The sequence below is a fragment of the Corynebacterium sp. KPL1814 genome, from assembly GCF_000478175.1.
In the GTDB taxonomy this organism is placed as follows: domain Bacteria; phylum Actinomycetota; class Actinomycetes; order Mycobacteriales; family Mycobacteriaceae; genus Corynebacterium.
Window position 1 is genome coordinate 416,619 of the sequence record NZ_KI515775.1, and the last position, 13,817, is coordinate 430,435.

A 13,817-nucleotide genomic window follows, 5' to 3' on the forward strand; every position below is an offset into this window, starting at 1 on the left:
CAGAATGATAAATGCCTTAAGGTGGAAATAATAGGAAAACGTTTGGAGGAAGCCATGGTAAATGTAGCGGTGATGGGTGCTGGTTCCTGGGGTACCACCCTGGCCAAAGTATTTGCGGATGCAGGAAATGATGTCACCCTGTGGGCGCGACGGACCGAATTGGCGGACGCGATTAATAGAACGCACATCAACCCGGATTATTTGCCGGATATTCACCTACCTGCGGCACTGCGCGCCACACACGACGAGGCAGAGGCGCTCTCCGGCGCGGATATCGTGGTCTTCGGCGTGCCATCGCAGTCCTTGCGTGCCAACGTGGAGCGGTGGGCGCCCGCACTGCCTGAAGATTCCACCCTGGTCTCCATTTCCAAGGGCGTAGAGACCAGCACGCTAAAGCGCATGAGCGAAGTCATCGTGGATGCGGCGGGCGTGGATCCCCAGCGCGTGGCGGTACTTTCTGGGCCCAACTTGGCTAAAGAAGTGGCGCAGGGGCAGGTTGCGGCCACGGTCATCGCCTGCACCGACGAAGAGCGTGCCAAGGCGGTGCAGGCGGCCATCGCAGCGCCCTACTTGCGGCCCTACACAAATACCGATGTCATCGGCGCCGAAATCGGTGGTGCTTGCAAAAACGTCATCGCCTTGGCCTGCGGCATGGCCTCAGGCAAGGGGCTGGGCAATAACACCATGGCTACGATGATTACCCGCGGCCTGGCGGAAATTACGCGCCTTGGCATGGCATTGGGCGCGGAGCCTTTCACCTTTTCCGGCTTGGCAGGTTTGGGCGATTTGGTGGCTACGTGTAACTCTACGCTCTCGCGCAACAGAACCTTCGGTTATCGCCTCGGTCAAGGCGGCAGCCTAGAAGAAGCGAAGGCGGCCACCAATGGCCAGGTGGCAGAAGGTGTGTTTTCTTCGGATTCCATCTTCCGCTTAGCCCAGCAGGCTGGTGTAGAGATGCCCATTACGGAAGCCGTCTACGGTGTGTGCCATCAAGGCATGGCGGTAGACGATATGATTATCGCCCTTATGGGTCGCTCCAAGAAGTCGGAGTAGCAGAAAGGTAAAATCATCGCCTATGACTGAAAAGACCCGCGTGGCCGTCCTTTATGGTGGCCGCAGTACCGAGCACTCCGTGTCCTGCGTATCTGCAGGCGCAATTATGAAGCACCTCGATCCGAAAAAATTCGAGGTGGTGCCCATTGGCATTACGCGCGAGGGTACGTGGACGCCCGGTGATACCGAGGGGCTAGAAATCGTCGATGGCGTCATGCCAGAGGTCAAGTACGGCACGGAAATGGCATTGTCTGTCGATCCTTCGCGCAAGGGCGAAATCCGCGCGATTAATGATGGATCGTTGTATGCCCAGGTCGACGTTATTTTCCCCATTCTCCACGGTCCCTATGGTGAAGACGGCACTATGCAGGGGCTTTTTGAGCTTTCCGGTATCCCTTATGTGGGCCCTGGCGTATTGGCGTCTTCGGTGGGGATGGATAAGGAATTTACCAAGAAGATTCTATCCGCAGCGGGCTTGCCGGTGGCACCAGAGGCTATCGTCCAAGGGCGTACGGAATTAACCGCGGAGGAAAAAGACAGCCTCGGTCTCCCGGTCTTCGTCAAACCCGCCCGCGGGGGCTCTTCGATTGGAGTATCCAAGGTGAGCGACTGGGCAGATTTCCCAGAAGCCATACGCATTGCCTTGGAAGACGATGACAAAATTTTGGTCGAGCCAGAAATCGTCGGCCGCGAGGTGGAAGTCGGTGTCCTGCAATACCCGGATGGCGAGCTGATTGCCTCGGTGCCGGCCCTGCTCAAGGGCATTGATGATTCCGATGAGGGTTTCTATGGCTTTGAGACCAAGTACCTAGATAACGTGGTTACGGCCCAGATTCCCGCGCCTTTCCCGGAAGAGCTCACGGAGCAATTGCGCGATATGGCGATTCAGGCCTTTAAGGCGCTCAACTGCGCCGGCCTTTCCCGCGTGGATTTCTTCGTCACCGAAGAAGGCCTGTACATCAATGAGGTCAATACCCTGCCGGGATTTACCCCGATTTCCATGTACCCGCAGGTGCTGGCGGCCTCTGGCGTGGATTATCCCACGCTACTTGAGGTGCTCATCGCCCGCGCCCAAGCACGCACCGCGTAAGCCCGTACCGCGTGACGTAGCGGTACGGCAGTCACGCTGGTTTTACCTTTCTGGAATGTGCTCCGCGGTGATATCGCTGAGGGCCACCAATGCTGCCTGCGCGGAATCCTGCGGGGCGTGCAGTGCCAGGTAATTCTCGCGGCCTAGCGCAAACCAGGTTCCAGCAGTAGTGCCTTGCGCCAAGGTCGTGTCCTCAAACCACGCAATGTCGTTGACCTGTTGGAGCTGCACGCCTGCCTCGTAATTTTCCGGCTGGGCGACGCCACAGCGCGCGACGATGTCCTCGTGCCCCTCAGAGCTCCACACGTAGGTGTCCTTATCGTCTACATCGCGGCGGTGGTAGCCATCCGCAATCTCATCCGGTAGCGCCTTTTCTACTGCGGCGCAGCGGTCATTTTTGGCCGGTTTCAGATCGCGCAACGGGGCAGGGTGGGTCTCCGCTGGCTTATTCTCCAGGGTAGAAACGGCCTCGTTGAGGTCCTTCGGCTCTTCGTCATTAAAAGTCGTTACCGCCACGACGGGAAAGCGCTGGGTCGAATACCAGGTAGAAAGGTTGGAGCCAGAGGTTGCGTCCTTTACCTTGAACCACTGCTCACCATCGATATCTTGCGTGGTGGAGTAATCGGTGTACTGGAAGGGCATGGAAACACCACAGCGCGCCGTTACCTTTTCCTGGGAATTGGCGGCCCAGGCGGCAACGCCGGCGGGTACGGGTTCCGCAACATCGGCGCGCGGTTGACCCATGGCTTCATCGGGAAGCGCGTGCACAAAGTCAGTGCACGCCTGCGAGTTGGCCTCTGGGGAATCCACCGGGGAAACCGCCACGGGGGACTTGGCCGTGTTTGTGAATACGTATTTCGCGCCGAAAAGGACCGCTAGAACCATCACTATGGACAACCCAAGTGAAATGAAGATCGCGGTGCGGTTAAATTGGGATGTCATAGGGGCTCATTTTATCGAAAGGATGCCGGTGAACTTAAGTCAGACTCTCGCGGACGTGGGGGAGCAGGCGGTGATTCGAGAAATTACCGCGGCCGCTCCCAGTAGCTTGAATGGCGATGATGCTGCTGTGCTTTTCGCGGCACCACCTAATTCACGCACGGTGGCCTCTACCGATCTGATGGTAGATGGCCGGCACTTCCTGCGGGAATGGTCCACGCCGCGCGAAATTGGCAAAAAGGCCATTCTGCGCAACTTCGCCGATATCGAAGCCATGGGTGCGCGCCCAGTGGCGGCCCTTTTAGCCATCGCTGCACCGAGCGACACGCCGGTGAGTTTCGTCAGGGGCGTGGCCAAGGGCATCGCCGAGCATTGCTCTTTCTACAATGCTGAGCTGGTGGGCGGGGATATTACGAAATCGGACCTGCTGGTTATCAATATCACCGCCATTGGCTTTTTGGGCGGCAGCCGGGCCGCGTTGACCCTTGATGCGGCGCGGGCGGGCCAGAAGGTCGTGGCCCACGGCGAGATTGGCCACGCCGCAGCAGGCTTGTCCCTGCTGCAGCGATTTGGCCGCGACCTGCCGGCAGAGCATGCGGATTTGTACCCGCTCATTGATGCCCAATGCGCCCCGTGGCTCAGCCCCGGCCGCGGCGTTATCGCCCGCGCCGCTGAGGTTACGGCCATGACCGATAATTCCGATGGCCTCATCCAAGACTGCGGAACCATGGCGCAGCGCTCTGGGGTACACATTGATTTGGATGCCGATGCCATCCAGCCCGATCCACTCCTGCACGCCGCGGCCGCCGTCCTTGACTGCGATCCGTGGCAATGGGTCCTAGCCGGCGGCGAGGACCATACCCTGATTGGAACCACCGCAAAGCAGGCGCCTTCGGGGTTCCGGGAAATCGGCACCGTCTCGCGCGGTAGCGGCATCACCGTAGATGGTCAACGACCCCGTTATGCAGAAGGGTGGGCAGGATTTTAGATATGCACCCGACTTACCATCCCTCGTGGGAACCGGTTCTCGCGCCGGTGCTGGAGCAGCAGTGGCCACGGATTTCTCAGGCGCTGGACAATCAGGATTACCTGCCGCCGGCAGAAGACGTATGCAGGGCATTGCAGATGCCGCTTGACGATGTCCGCGTGCTCATCGTCGGCCAAGATCCCTATCCCACCCCCGGCCACGCGATGGGGATGGCCTTTTCCACCAAGCCAGGGGTTAAACCCCCGCGGTCCTTGGTCAATATTTACCGCGAGCTGTATGACGATGTGGGCGTTCGCGGGCGCGAAGACGGCGATCTGAGCGCCTGGGCCGACCAGGGGGTACTGCTTCTGAACCGGGTGCTGACCGTGGCGCCGGGGCAGGCGGGATCGCACCGGCGCATCGGCTGGGAAGAGGTGACCGAGGCCGCCATTCGCGCCCTTAACCGCACGCCTATGGTGGCCATTTTATGGGGCCGCGATGCCCAAACCTGCGAGCGCTTCCTCCCCGATGTGCCCTGCATTACCTCCCCGCACCCGTCGCCGCTTTCGGCCAGCCGCGGGTTCTTTGGGTCTCGCCCATTTTCCCGGGCAAACGCCCTTTTGCGGGACCAAGGCGCGCGAGAGATCGCGTGGGACTTGTAAACTATTGCGCATGTCATACCCCAGCACGCTGGACGCTCACGGATTGCGCAATTGGGCGCACCGCGCTGTAGGCGAGCTTTCCCATCGGCGCGCCGAAATCAATGCGCTCAACGTTTTTCCGGTGCCGGATTCTGATACCGGCTCGAATATGGCGCACACCATGGAAGCCGCCGTCGCCGAGGTGGAAAAGGGCGGCGGCGACGTTGCGGCCGCGCTAGCCATGGGGGCTGTGCGCGGGGCGCGGGGAAATTCCGGAATGGTCCTCTCGCAGGTCTTGCGCGGGGTCGCGGAGGCCACCGTGGATTCCACCATCGATGGCGCCATCTTTGCGGCTTCGCTTATGCATGCGGTAGAGCTCGTGGACCGAGCCATTGCGGAGCCGGTGGAAGGCACGGTCATTACCGTATTGCGGTGTGCGGCAGAAAAGGCGGAGCACACCGCGCGGCAACCCGAATCTAGTTTTCACGGCGTCGTAGCGGAGACGATTTCGGCAGCCCAGAAAGCCCTTGCGGAAACACCCTCGCAGCTGCCAGAACTGCGTGCAGCCGGGGTCGTGGATGCAGGCGGTGCCGGTTTAGTCATCCTTTTAGAAGCCCTCCTTGCAGAAATCGAGGGCACTACCAGCCACGCAGCCGAATCCATGGAAGAGACCGTCACTGAACTCGAGGTGGTCTTCTTTTTCGAAGGCGATAGCGCGGTACTGAAGGAGAAGATTGCCCCCTTGGGCACGAGCCTGGTCATCGCGCAGGCAGGAGAGGATAGCGCCTCCATCCATATCCATTCCACCCAGGCCGGTGAGGTCATCGAAACCGCCTTTGCCGCAGGATCGGTCAGTAACTTGCGGCTTGAGGCACTTCCGGAGACCTCGGCCCCGCGCGGAGACACTGGCGCCGGTCATACGCGCACCGTCTATGCCGCAGTGCCCGCCGGCCCCGTGGCTGAGCTTGTGCAGTCCGCTGGGGTTACGGTGGTCGAACCAGGAGAAACCATCCACGCGGCTGGCGAGGACATCGTCTTATCCAGCGGGCTAGAAGAACACGCAACTGCAGCGCATACCGTGGACATTTCTTCGCTTGCGGCGGGGCTTGCCGCCATCTCCGTCTATGAGCCGGATAATGCGGATACCGCCGCGGTAGTAGAATCCATGCGCGATGCGGCGCAGTCGATGCGGGTGGCGCACCCAGCGGAAGAATCTGAAGAAGCCATCGCTAAGATGTGCCGCCAGCTGCTCGCCGCAGGCGGGGAGCAGGTCACGGTCATTAGCCCGCTTACTATCTCGCAGGAAGAATTGGCGGCAGAGCTTGGCGTCGACGTTGTGGCCCTGCAGGTGCCGGATATTCCCACTGAGATTGGGGTGGAATAGCGATGCTTGGCTGGCAGGATGACCGACCTTTGACTGATGTACTGGATAAAAAAGACGCCACGAAGATCACCAAAGCGCTGGGATATAAGACCTGCGGGGAACTCTTAGCGCACTATCCGCGTGATTACATTCGCCACAATCAAGACGTGGGGCTTGGCGATGCCGCCGAGGGCGATATCGTAACCGTCACCGGAACCGTAACGGGAATAACGACCCGCGATACGGGCAAGACGACCATCATCAACGTCCAGCTCGATGGTCATATTATCGCCACGTTTTTTAATGCCATGTACGTCTTGCGCATGCTCCATCGCGGGCAGCGGGTGATGATGAGTGGAAAATTGAAATATTTTCGCCAGCAGCCCCAGCTACAACAACCGGATTTCGTAGAAATCGATGCCTTCGGACGCCCAGACGGGGAACTAGCCGCCTACCAGGCGCCTGCGGCGGGAAAGAAGAAGCCCCAAAAGGCAACTGGGTCCCTGCGCAACCTGTCCCAATTCGGCCGACTCGATAAATTATTGCTCGAGCGGGAATGGATCCCGGTATATCCCGCCACGGCAAAGATCACCTCGTGGTACCTCATGGGGGCCACCCACTACGTGCTCGCGCATACCCCAACCATCCGGGAACCATTAGACCAGCAGATGATTATCAGCCTGGACCAAGCGGTGCGCGAAATCCATGAGCCCGGCGCGGCTGGCCCGCAGCGCGCGATCCAGCGCCTCAAGTACAACGAGGCGCTCTCCATTGGCCTGGTCATGGCGCTGCGCCAGCGCGATGCGCACGCGCACACGGCGCCGACGATGCCCGCCATTTTGGGCGGCTTCCGCGAAGAGTTATTGACCCACCTGCCTTTTGAGCTCACACGAGGCCAGCGACGGGTCATCACTGAGATCGATGATGACCTGTCTGGTTCCTTACCCATGATGCGCTTGTTGCAGGGCGAGGTGGGCTCGGGGAAAACGATGATCGCCACCTGCGCCATGCTGCAGACCGTCGATGCTGGGAGCCAGGCGGCGCTGCTTGCTCCCACCGAGGTTTTGGCTTCCCAGCACGCGGCCTCTATTGGCACGTCGGTGCCAGAAGGCGTCAAGGTTGTGCTCTTAACCGGCTCCATGCGGACCGCCGAGAAGCGCCAAGCCCTCCTGGATATCGTCTCGGGTGAGGCTAATATCGTCATCGGCACGCATGCCATCATTCAAGAATCGGTCGAGTTCTTCGATTTGGGGTTGGTGATCGTGGATGAGCAGCACCGCTTTGGCGTAGAGCAACGCGATAGCCTGCGCTCTAAGACGCGCGAGGGGATAAGCCCCCACGTTTTGGTCATGACGGCAACCCCCATCCCACGCACCATCGCCATGACGATTTTCGGTGATCTCGCGGTATCGACGCTCGCTGAGCTGCCCGGCGGGAGAAAGCCGATTCAATCCGCAGTGGTGGCGGAGTGGCGGCCCATATGGGTGGCGCGGGCGCTCGAGCGCATCCGCGAGGAAGTGGCGCATGGCCACCAGGCTTATATCGTCTGCCCGCGCATCGAAGGCGAGGGCGGCGTGCTTGAACTGGCGGAACAGCTTGCTGCTGGCCCGTTTAAGGGGCTGAGGGTAGATATCTTGCACGGCAAGATGCCGAATAAGGATGAGGTCATGACCTCATTTGCCCGGGGCGAGATCGATATCTTGGTATCCACCACGGTCATCGAGGTGGGCGTCGATGTTCCCAACGCCACGGTCATGCTCATCCGCGAGGCGGAGAATTTCGGCGTCTCCCAGCTACACCAATTGCGCGGGCGCGTAGGCCGCGGTGGCAACGCGTCCATTTGCCTGATGCATACGAAAGCGGAGGATAACTCGGCCTCGTATCGGCGCATTACCCAGATTGCCCAGACCTCGTCTGGGTTTGACCTTGCGGAATTAGACCTTCGGCAACGCCACGAGGGCGATATCCTGGGTGCGGTGCAATCTGGTACGCACCGGACGCTGCGGTTGCTCAACCTTGCCGATGACCAAGATATCGTTGAGCGCACTCACGCGGATGCGTATGCCATGGTCCAGCGCAATCCCCAGTTGGCCGAAGAGTTGACGCGGAATTTGAGTCAAAGCGAGCAGGAATACTTGGAGAAAAATTAAGAGGGGATAGGCTATAGGTATGAAAATCTACGCCCCCTTCGCGGGCATCGTTCGCTGCCATGTCGATGTAGGCGAGAAGATCAGCACTGGTCAAGAGCTAGCTACCGTTGAGGCGACGAAGCTGGAATCGCCCGTCGTGTCCCCAGGCCCGGGGACGATTACTCGCATAGCGGTGGCAGATTTTAGCGATGTTATTGGCGGAGACTTAATTATGGAGATTGGAGAAGCGTAAATGACGCGGATTATTGCAGGCGAAGCGCGGGGGCGGACCATCAAGGTTCCGGCGGAGGGTACGCGCCCGACCGCCGATCGCGCGAGGGAAGGCCTGTTTTCTTCGTTGAATGCCCGCTGGGGGTTCCAGGGTTCCAAGGTGCTTGACCTATTCGCTGGTTCCGGTGCCTTGGGGTTGGAAGCATTAAGCCGTGGGGCAGAAGAGGCGGTGCTGGTGGAATCGAACCCTGCGGCGGTGTCCATCATCAAGCACAACATTGGCGTGGTGAAACATCCTGGTGCCCGCGTGGAGGAAAGGAAGGTATCTACGTACCTGGCCAGTGCCCCGCGCGGCTACTTCGATCTTGTTTTAGCGGATCCGCCTTATGCGTTTGACGATGTCGCCGGGCTCATCGCCGCAATAGAGCCAGTGCTTACAGATAGCGCGATGGTGGTCATTGAACGCCACGTCGAATCGCCCGAGACCGAATGGCCAGAAGGGTTTGTGCCGACGGGGCAGAAATTAAAGAAGCGTACCTTCGGCATCGCGCGCATGGATATGGCAGTCTATACCCGTCCCGGCACCGACGATGCCGATGACACCTTAGATAACTAGAGAAAGCGATATTTTATGACCACAGCCGTATGTCCTGGGTCTTTTGACCCCATCACTCTTGGCCACGTCAATATTTTTGAGCGCGCCAGCCAGATGTTTGATGAGGTTACGGTGCTTGTTACTGGCAACCCAGAAAAGCCTTCCGGGTTATTTAGCGTGCACGAGCGCATGGATCTCATCCGCCAAAGCGTGGATTCGCGCATTAACGTGGACTATTGGTCCGGCCTGCTCGTGGACTATACCTCGCAGCACGGCGTAGACGTTTTGGTCAAGGGACTGCGTTCTTCCCTGGACTATGAATACGAGCTGCCGATGGCCCAGATGAACCGGCGCTTGTCCGGCATCGATACGGTCTTTTTGCTAACCGATGAAAAGTACGGCTACATCAGCTCTTCCCTGTGCAAGCAGGTCGCGCAATTTGGCGGCGAGGTCACCGGCATGCTTCCTGATCCGGTAGTACAAGCGGTGAAGGAAAAATACCGCCGATGATATTGTCGCTGATTATTTTTGCCGTCGTTGTCGCGGGATCCACCCTGCAACGCGTCTCCGGCATGGGGCTTGGCCTTATTGGCGGGCCCATTCTCATGCTGGTCATGGGCCCGGTAGAAGGCATCCTCGTGATCAACGTCTTGGCGGCGGTCAATGCGCTGCTGACCACGGTGACTGTCCGCCGCAATGTTAGCTGGCGAATGTTTGGGCTCATCGCGCCAGTGATGATTATCGGTTCTCTCGCGGCCGCAGCGTTGATTAGCAAGATCGATACCGCAGGGCTATTGATAGTGGTGGGTGCAGCACTGCTCATCGCCTTGGCAGTGGTGACCTACGGCGCTAGGTTCGTCCCGCCGATGGAAGGCAAGGGACCTGCCATCTCCGCGGGCATTCTTGGCGGATTTACCAATACTCTGGCGGGAGTGGCCGGCCCAGTCATTACCGTCTACGCTCAGGCAGCCAAATGGCCGCAAGCCATGTACACGGCGACCCTGCAACCGATCTTTGTGGTGGGCGGAATCTTTTCCGTTATCACCAAGACCGCGCTCGGTGCCGCGACATTTGATGGCTTGCCCTGGATCATTTGGCCCGCAGGCATTGCCGGCATGTTCATCGGCATCTGGCTGGGATCGCGCATCGCGCACGCGGTGTCCAGGGATATCGCGCGCGCACTGTCGCTATCGGTCGCTAGCCTCGGCGCTCTCAGCGCACTGATTCGCGGCATCGTCACCTACGGTGCCTAGGGCGCGGCTGGCACCGCACGAGGTTTACCTAAAGAAGCGAGGACAAGAACTCTTTGGTGCGCGGCTGCTGTGGATTGTCGAGCACTTCAGCCGGGGTACCGGATTCAAGGACTACTCCGCCGTCCATGAAGAAGATTCTATCGGCGACCTCGCGCGCAAAGCCCATCTCGTGGGTGACCACGAGCATGGTCATACCCAGGGCGGCGAGATCCTTCATGACGCGGAGAACCTCGCCAACGAGCTCGGGATCGAGGGCGGAGGTGGGTTCATCGAAAAGCATGAGCTTGGGCTCCATCGCCACGGCGCGGGCGATGGCAACGCGCTGCTGCTGGCCACCAGAAAGCTGAACCGGGAAGTTATCGGCCTTGGCCGCAAGTCCCACCTCGTCTAACAGCTCCATGGCACGCTTCCGCGCCTTATCCTCCGGCACCTTCTTGACCTGCATCGGTGCTTCAATGATGTTTTCAATCACCGTGCGGTGGGGAAAGAGGTTGAAAGATTGGAAAACCATGCCGATATCGGAGCGCTGCTGCGCAGCTTGCTTCTCGCTAATTTCGTACAGAATTCCGTTCTTTTCGCGGTAGCCAATGAGTTCACCATCGACATAAAGGCGGCCTGCCGTGGCCTTATCCAGGTGGTTAACGCAGCGCAGGAAGGTCGACTTACCTGAACCGGAAGGGCCTAAAAGGCAGGCAACCTCCCCGGGTTGGACCTCCAAGTCGATGCCCTTGAGCACCTCGAATTGACCGAAGGATTTGTGCACATTTTGCGCGGAGATCATGGGAATAGTCATTAGTTTTTACCCTCCTGGATTACGGAGACGTTGCGGGGGATAGTACCTTCGGCATCGGCAAGCGCGGCAAGTTGGCGCCCGGTGAGCTCGCGGGTGGCGCCGCGCTCAAAGTGGCGCTCGAGGAAGTACTGGCCCACCATGAGCAGGGAAGTAATGACCAAGTACCACGAGGCAGCGACCATCAAGAGCGGAATGGGCTGGAAGAGGGCTGCGGAAATGTCCGTAGCGCGGCCGAAGATCTCGTGGGTATAGGGAATGGCAACCACCAGTGACGAGGTCTTGAGCAAGGAAATGAACTCATTGCCTGTCGGCGGGATGATAATGCGCATCGCCTGCGGCAACACGGTGCGCCGCATGGTCATCCACCAAGACATGCCGAGGGCCTTTGATGCTTCTTTTTGGCCTTCTGGCACCGAGGAAATGCCCGATCGCACGATTTCTGCCATATAGGCGGCCTCATTGAGGCCCAAGCCCATGACAGCCAAGAAGAAGGCATTGGTCAACACGCTTTGCAGGGAGATCTCTGTAAAGCCCAAGTTGATGGACTGGTAAATCGCAGAAAGCAAGCCCCAGAAGACCAGCTGGACATAAATCGGGGTGCCGCGAAAGATCCACAGAAAGATCCAGGAAATGGCGCGCAGGATAGGGTTGGGCGACATGCGCATCACTGCGAGGATGGCGCCGCCTACCACACCAATGATCATGGACAAGATGGTGATCGCAATCGTGTGCAGGGAGGCGATGGCGATGCGCTGATCAAAGAGATACTGGAAGTACGTGTCCCACCCGAAGGCCTCATTGCGCGCGGAGGCAATGACAAACCACAGACCAAGAATAAGTAGCACGGCCGCGCAGAGCCACCGCCAAGGGTGGCGCAGGGGCCGGGCTTCGATCTTGGCGGGTGCCTCTTGCTGTGCCGTGGGGCCGGCTGCCTCTTTGTGCTCGTTAACCATTGATGGGCCTTTCATTAATCATCGCCTGGTCTACTAATCCATCTTCAATTCCCCAGCGGGCCAAGATCTCCGCGTACTCACCGGTATCGATGAGATGCTGGAGGGCAGCGGCTGAGGCCTTAGCCAAGTCCGAATCCTTCGGAACCGCGAACCCGTAAGGGGAGGCCTGGAACATATCGCCCACAGCGCGCATCTTTCCCTCGGAGCGATTGACCGCCCAAGCGGTCACCGGCGAGTCTGCGGATAAAGCATCGGCGCGGCCCATAAGGACGGCCAGTGCGGCATTATCCCCGGTGTCATAGGACAAGACGGTGAGATCGCCATCGCAGGCTTCTTGCTTGGGGCGCACATCATCGGTCTCTGACACGGTGGTGCGCTGCACGGCGACGGTCAGACCGCAAGGGTTTTGGGGATCGACCTTATTGGGGCCATCGACAAGCTCTGCCCACTGGATGCCTGCATAGAGGTGGTCCACGAAGTCGAATTCATCGCGGCGATCGGCCGTATCCGTAAACCCGGAGGCGCCCATGTCTATCTGGCCGGATTGGACCGCCGGCAGGATCATGGAGAAGTCTTGCTCCAGGGCCTGGAATTTCAGGCCCAGCACCCCGGCTACGGCGCGGGCGAGGTCGAGCTCTACGCCCTGCAGATTGCCGTGTGAGTCCTTGAGCTGAAATGGGGCATAGGGCGGGTTCGTTCCTGCCGTGAGCACGCCGTCATCGTCGTGGTACATCGTGGCGATCTCTGGAACCTTGCTGGTTTCTGGCTCCTCCCACCCCTGCGGAGTGGAATCCTCCTCGTTGACCACGCATGCGCTCAAGGGGAGTGCGCACGCCACCACGGCGGCCGTTAGTGGTCGATGATTAATCGCCCAGGGCATTAATACTCCGCCGTCCTTTCCTCGATGGCTTGCGCGTTTCTGCGGTCGACGTAGATGAAGATGGACACGATAATGGCACCGAGGATGAAGTACCCAATGATGGCGCCCGAAGAGGCGTCCTGGTCTGCACCCCACGGCCATAGGGCGCGCAGGGATCCCAGCATGAAGCCCGCCATGGCGGCCAGGGTGGGCGCGCGGTGGGTGCTCAGCAAATAGTTGAGCAATTTGATGAAGGCGGCGAGACCACACAGGGCACCCAGCGCAAAAACGCCCATGGTGCCTAACTCGCGGTCCGATACCGCGCCGATGATCGGCTGGTATAGCCCCATGGTCAGCAAGATGAGCGAGCCGGAAATGCCCGGCAGGATTAGCGCGCATACAGCAATCGCCGCGGCAAAGAAGACCACGATGAGGCTCGGGTCATCTTGCGGCTCGGAGGTAAAGCCCGTGACGATGAAAATTACGATGGTAGCTACGATAAACGCGATGATGGAGGAGGGGGCGGTGCGCTCTGCCTTAGACAACATGGAAAGCGGAACGATGATGGAGACGACCACCATGCCTAAAAAGAGGGCGCTGGAGGCAGAGACGTTGTTGTCGACGAAGTTAGACAGGAGCGTAGAAAAACCGAAGACGGCGATCAGCATGCCGACGGCGACGGAGGCCAGAAAGGACCACTCGACCTTTTTGAAGTTGCCGGAGATGAGGTCATTGGCATTGCGGACGGCGCGCTCATAAATCCCCACGATGAGGGCGACGGTTCCGCCGGAAATGCCGGGAACCAGCTCGGCCATACCGATGAGGGCGCCACGAATGGCGTTCAAAATATAGTGCATAAATTAAAAATCTACCTGGGTATAAGACATGACTGCGGTTGACGGGCCACTCGGGATGCCAAAAAGCTCGTTGTTCAAGACCGTACGGCGAGGT

General features: G+C 59.3%; 15 protein-coding genes. 10 read left to right on the forward strand and 5 right to left on the reverse strand.

Annotation, left to right across the window (positions count from 1 at the left end; translation table 11 throughout):
* Positions 1–54: 54 nt before the first annotated feature.
* Both HMPREF1257_RS05825 and HMPREF1257_RS05830 read left to right on the forward strand, forming a co-directional pair.
* Positions 55–1,053: an NAD(P)H-dependent glycerol-3-phosphate dehydrogenase gene (locus tag HMPREF1257_RS05825; RefSeq protein ID WP_023026477.1), complete on the forward strand. Its 999-nt coding sequence runs from the start codon at positions 55–57 to the stop codon at positions 1,051–1,053.
* A 22-nt stretch (positions 1,054–1,075) separates the two neighbouring features.
* Positions 1,076–2,143 (forward strand): D-alanine--D-alanine ligase family protein, encoded by a 1,068-nt coding sequence (locus HMPREF1257_RS05830; RefSeq protein ID WP_023026479.1) that lies wholly within the window; start codon positions 1,076–1,078, stop codon positions 2,141–2,143.
* Between the two features lie 42 nt (positions 2,144–2,185).
* On the opposite strand, the gene HMPREF1257_RS05835 is transcribed toward HMPREF1257_RS05830, so the two are convergent.
* Positions 2,186–3,085, reverse strand: a complete 900-nt coding sequence (locus HMPREF1257_RS05835; protein ID WP_023026481.1) for a DUF3515 domain-containing protein — start codon at positions 3,083–3,085, stop codon at positions 2,186–2,188.
* Here HMPREF1257_RS05835 and HMPREF1257_RS05840 point away from each other — a divergent pair.
* From HMPREF1257_RS05840 to HMPREF1257_RS05875, 8 genes are read left to right on the forward strand one after another with little or no spacing between them, the layout of a single operon-like run.
* A complete protein-coding gene (locus tag HMPREF1257_RS05840; protein WP_034659362.1) occupies positions 3,033–4,070 on the forward strand; it encodes a thiamine-phosphate kinase in 1,038 nt (345 codons plus the stop codon). The genes HMPREF1257_RS05835 and HMPREF1257_RS05840 overlap by 53 nt on opposite strands.
* 2 nt (positions 4,071–4,072) lie before the next feature.
* On the forward strand, positions 4,073–4,711 hold the full coding sequence (locus HMPREF1257_RS05845; RefSeq protein WP_023026485.1) for a uracil-DNA glycosylase: 639 nt from the start codon (positions 4,073–4,075) through the stop codon (positions 4,709–4,711).
* 10 nt (positions 4,712–4,721) lie between these two features.
* Entirely contained in the window at positions 4,722–6,074 is a 1,353-nt protein-coding gene (locus HMPREF1257_RS05850) for a DAK2 domain-containing protein (protein WP_034659361.1), read from the forward strand.
* A gap of 2 nt (positions 6,075–6,076) precedes the next feature.
* Positions 6,077–8,203: an ATP-dependent DNA helicase RecG gene (locus tag HMPREF1257_RS05855; RefSeq protein WP_023026489.1), complete on the forward strand. Its 2,127-nt coding sequence runs from the start codon at positions 6,077–6,079 to the stop codon at positions 8,201–8,203.
* Between the two features lie 19 nt (positions 8,204–8,222).
* Positions 8,223–8,435, forward strand: a complete 213-nt coding sequence (locus tag HMPREF1257_RS05860) for an acetyl-CoA carboxylase biotin carboxyl carrier protein subunit (protein WP_023026491.1) — start codon at positions 8,223–8,225, stop codon at positions 8,433–8,435.
* Positions 8,436–9,029 (forward strand): 16S rRNA (guanine(966)-N(2))-methyltransferase RsmD, encoded by a 594-nt coding sequence (rsmD, locus tag HMPREF1257_RS05865; RefSeq protein WP_023026493.1) that lies wholly within the window; start codon positions 8,436–8,438, stop codon positions 9,027–9,029.
* Between the two features lie 15 nt (positions 9,030–9,044).
* A complete protein-coding gene (coaD, locus tag HMPREF1257_RS05870; RefSeq protein ID WP_005280301.1) occupies positions 9,045–9,518 on the forward strand; it encodes a pantetheine-phosphate adenylyltransferase in 474 nt (157 codons plus the stop codon).
* Entirely contained in the window at positions 9,515–10,261 is a 747-nt protein-coding gene (locus HMPREF1257_RS05875) for a sulfite exporter TauE/SafE family protein (protein ID WP_023026495.1), read from the forward strand. Before coaD ends, HMPREF1257_RS05875 begins: the two co-directional genes overlap by 4 nt.
* Positions 10,262–10,289: 28 nt before the next feature.
* On the opposite strand, the gene HMPREF1257_RS05880 is transcribed toward HMPREF1257_RS05875, so the two are convergent.
* Genes HMPREF1257_RS05880 through HMPREF1257_RS05895 form a run of 4 tightly spaced genes read right to left on the reverse strand, consistent with a single transcriptional unit; the run spans position 10,290 to position 13,723 of the window.
* Positions 10,290–11,054: an amino acid ABC transporter ATP-binding protein gene (locus tag HMPREF1257_RS05880; protein ID WP_023026498.1), complete on the reverse strand. Its 765-nt coding sequence runs from the start codon at positions 11,052–11,054 to the stop codon at positions 10,290–10,292.
* Positions 11,054–12,007: an amino acid ABC transporter permease gene (locus HMPREF1257_RS05885; RefSeq protein WP_023026500.1), complete on the reverse strand. Its 954-nt coding sequence runs from the start codon at positions 12,005–12,007 to the stop codon at positions 11,054–11,056. Before HMPREF1257_RS05885 ends, HMPREF1257_RS05880 begins: the two co-directional genes overlap by 1 nt.
* Positions 12,000–12,887, reverse strand: coding sequence for an ABC transporter substrate-binding protein (locus tag HMPREF1257_RS05890; RefSeq protein WP_023026502.1), 888 nt, complete (start codon positions 12,885–12,887; stop codon positions 12,000–12,002). The genes HMPREF1257_RS05885 and HMPREF1257_RS05890 overlap by 8 nt, the downstream gene beginning before the upstream one ends.
* Positions 12,887–13,723, reverse strand: coding sequence for a DUF368 domain-containing protein (locus tag HMPREF1257_RS05895; protein WP_023026504.1), 837 nt, complete (start codon positions 13,721–13,723; stop codon positions 12,887–12,889). Before HMPREF1257_RS05895 ends, HMPREF1257_RS05890 begins: the two co-directional genes overlap by 1 nt.
* Positions 13,724–13,817 lie beyond the last annotated feature (94 nt).

Coding starts and splice junctions, on each gene's coding strand:
- HMPREF1257_RS05825 (WP_023026477.1), top strand. CDS start 55: ATGGTAAATGTAGCGGTGATGGGTGCTGGTTCCTGGGGTACCACCCTG.
- HMPREF1257_RS05830 (WP_023026479.1), top strand. CDS start 1,076: ATGACTGAAAAGACCCGCGTGGCCGTCCTTTATGGTGGCCGCAGTACC.
- HMPREF1257_RS05840 (WP_034659362.1), top strand. CDS start 3,033: ATGGACAACCCAAGTGAAATGAAGATCGCGGTGCGGTTAAATTGGGAT.
- HMPREF1257_RS05835 (WP_023026481.1), bottom strand. CDS start 3,085: ATGACATCCCAATTTAACCGCACCGCGATCTTCATTTCACTTGGGTTG.
- HMPREF1257_RS05845 (WP_023026485.1), top strand. CDS start 4,073: ATGCACCCGACTTACCATCCCTCGTGGGAACCGGTTCTCGCGCCGGTG.
- HMPREF1257_RS05850 (WP_034659361.1), top strand. CDS start 4,722: ATGTCATACCCCAGCACGCTGGACGCTCACGGATTGCGCAATTGGGCG.
- HMPREF1257_RS05855 (WP_023026489.1), top strand. CDS start 6,077: ATGCTTGGCTGGCAGGATGACCGACCTTTGACTGATGTACTGGATAAA.
- HMPREF1257_RS05860 (WP_023026491.1), top strand. CDS start 8,223: ATGAAAATCTACGCCCCCTTCGCGGGCATCGTTCGCTGCCATGTCGAT.
- rsmD (WP_023026493.1), top strand. CDS start 8,436: ATGACGCGGATTATTGCAGGCGAAGCGCGGGGGCGGACCATCAAGGTT.
- coaD (WP_005280301.1), top strand. CDS start 9,045: ATGACCACAGCCGTATGTCCTGGGTCTTTTGACCCCATCACTCTTGGC.
- HMPREF1257_RS05875 (WP_023026495.1), top strand. CDS start 9,515: ATGATATTGTCGCTGATTATTTTTGCCGTCGTTGTCGCGGGATCCACC.
- HMPREF1257_RS05880 (WP_023026498.1), bottom strand. CDS start 11,054: ATGACTATTCCCATGATCTCCGCGCAAAATGTGCACAAATCCTTCGGT.
- HMPREF1257_RS05885 (WP_023026500.1), bottom strand. CDS start 12,007: ATGGTTAACGAGCACAAAGAGGCAGCCGGCCCCACGGCACAGCAAGAG.
- HMPREF1257_RS05890 (WP_023026502.1), bottom strand. CDS start 12,887: ATGCCCTGGGCGATTAATCATCGACCACTAACGGCCGCCGTGGTGGCG.
- HMPREF1257_RS05895 (WP_023026504.1), bottom strand. CDS start 13,723: ATGCACTATATTTTGAACGCCATTCGTGGCGCCCTCATCGGTATGGCC.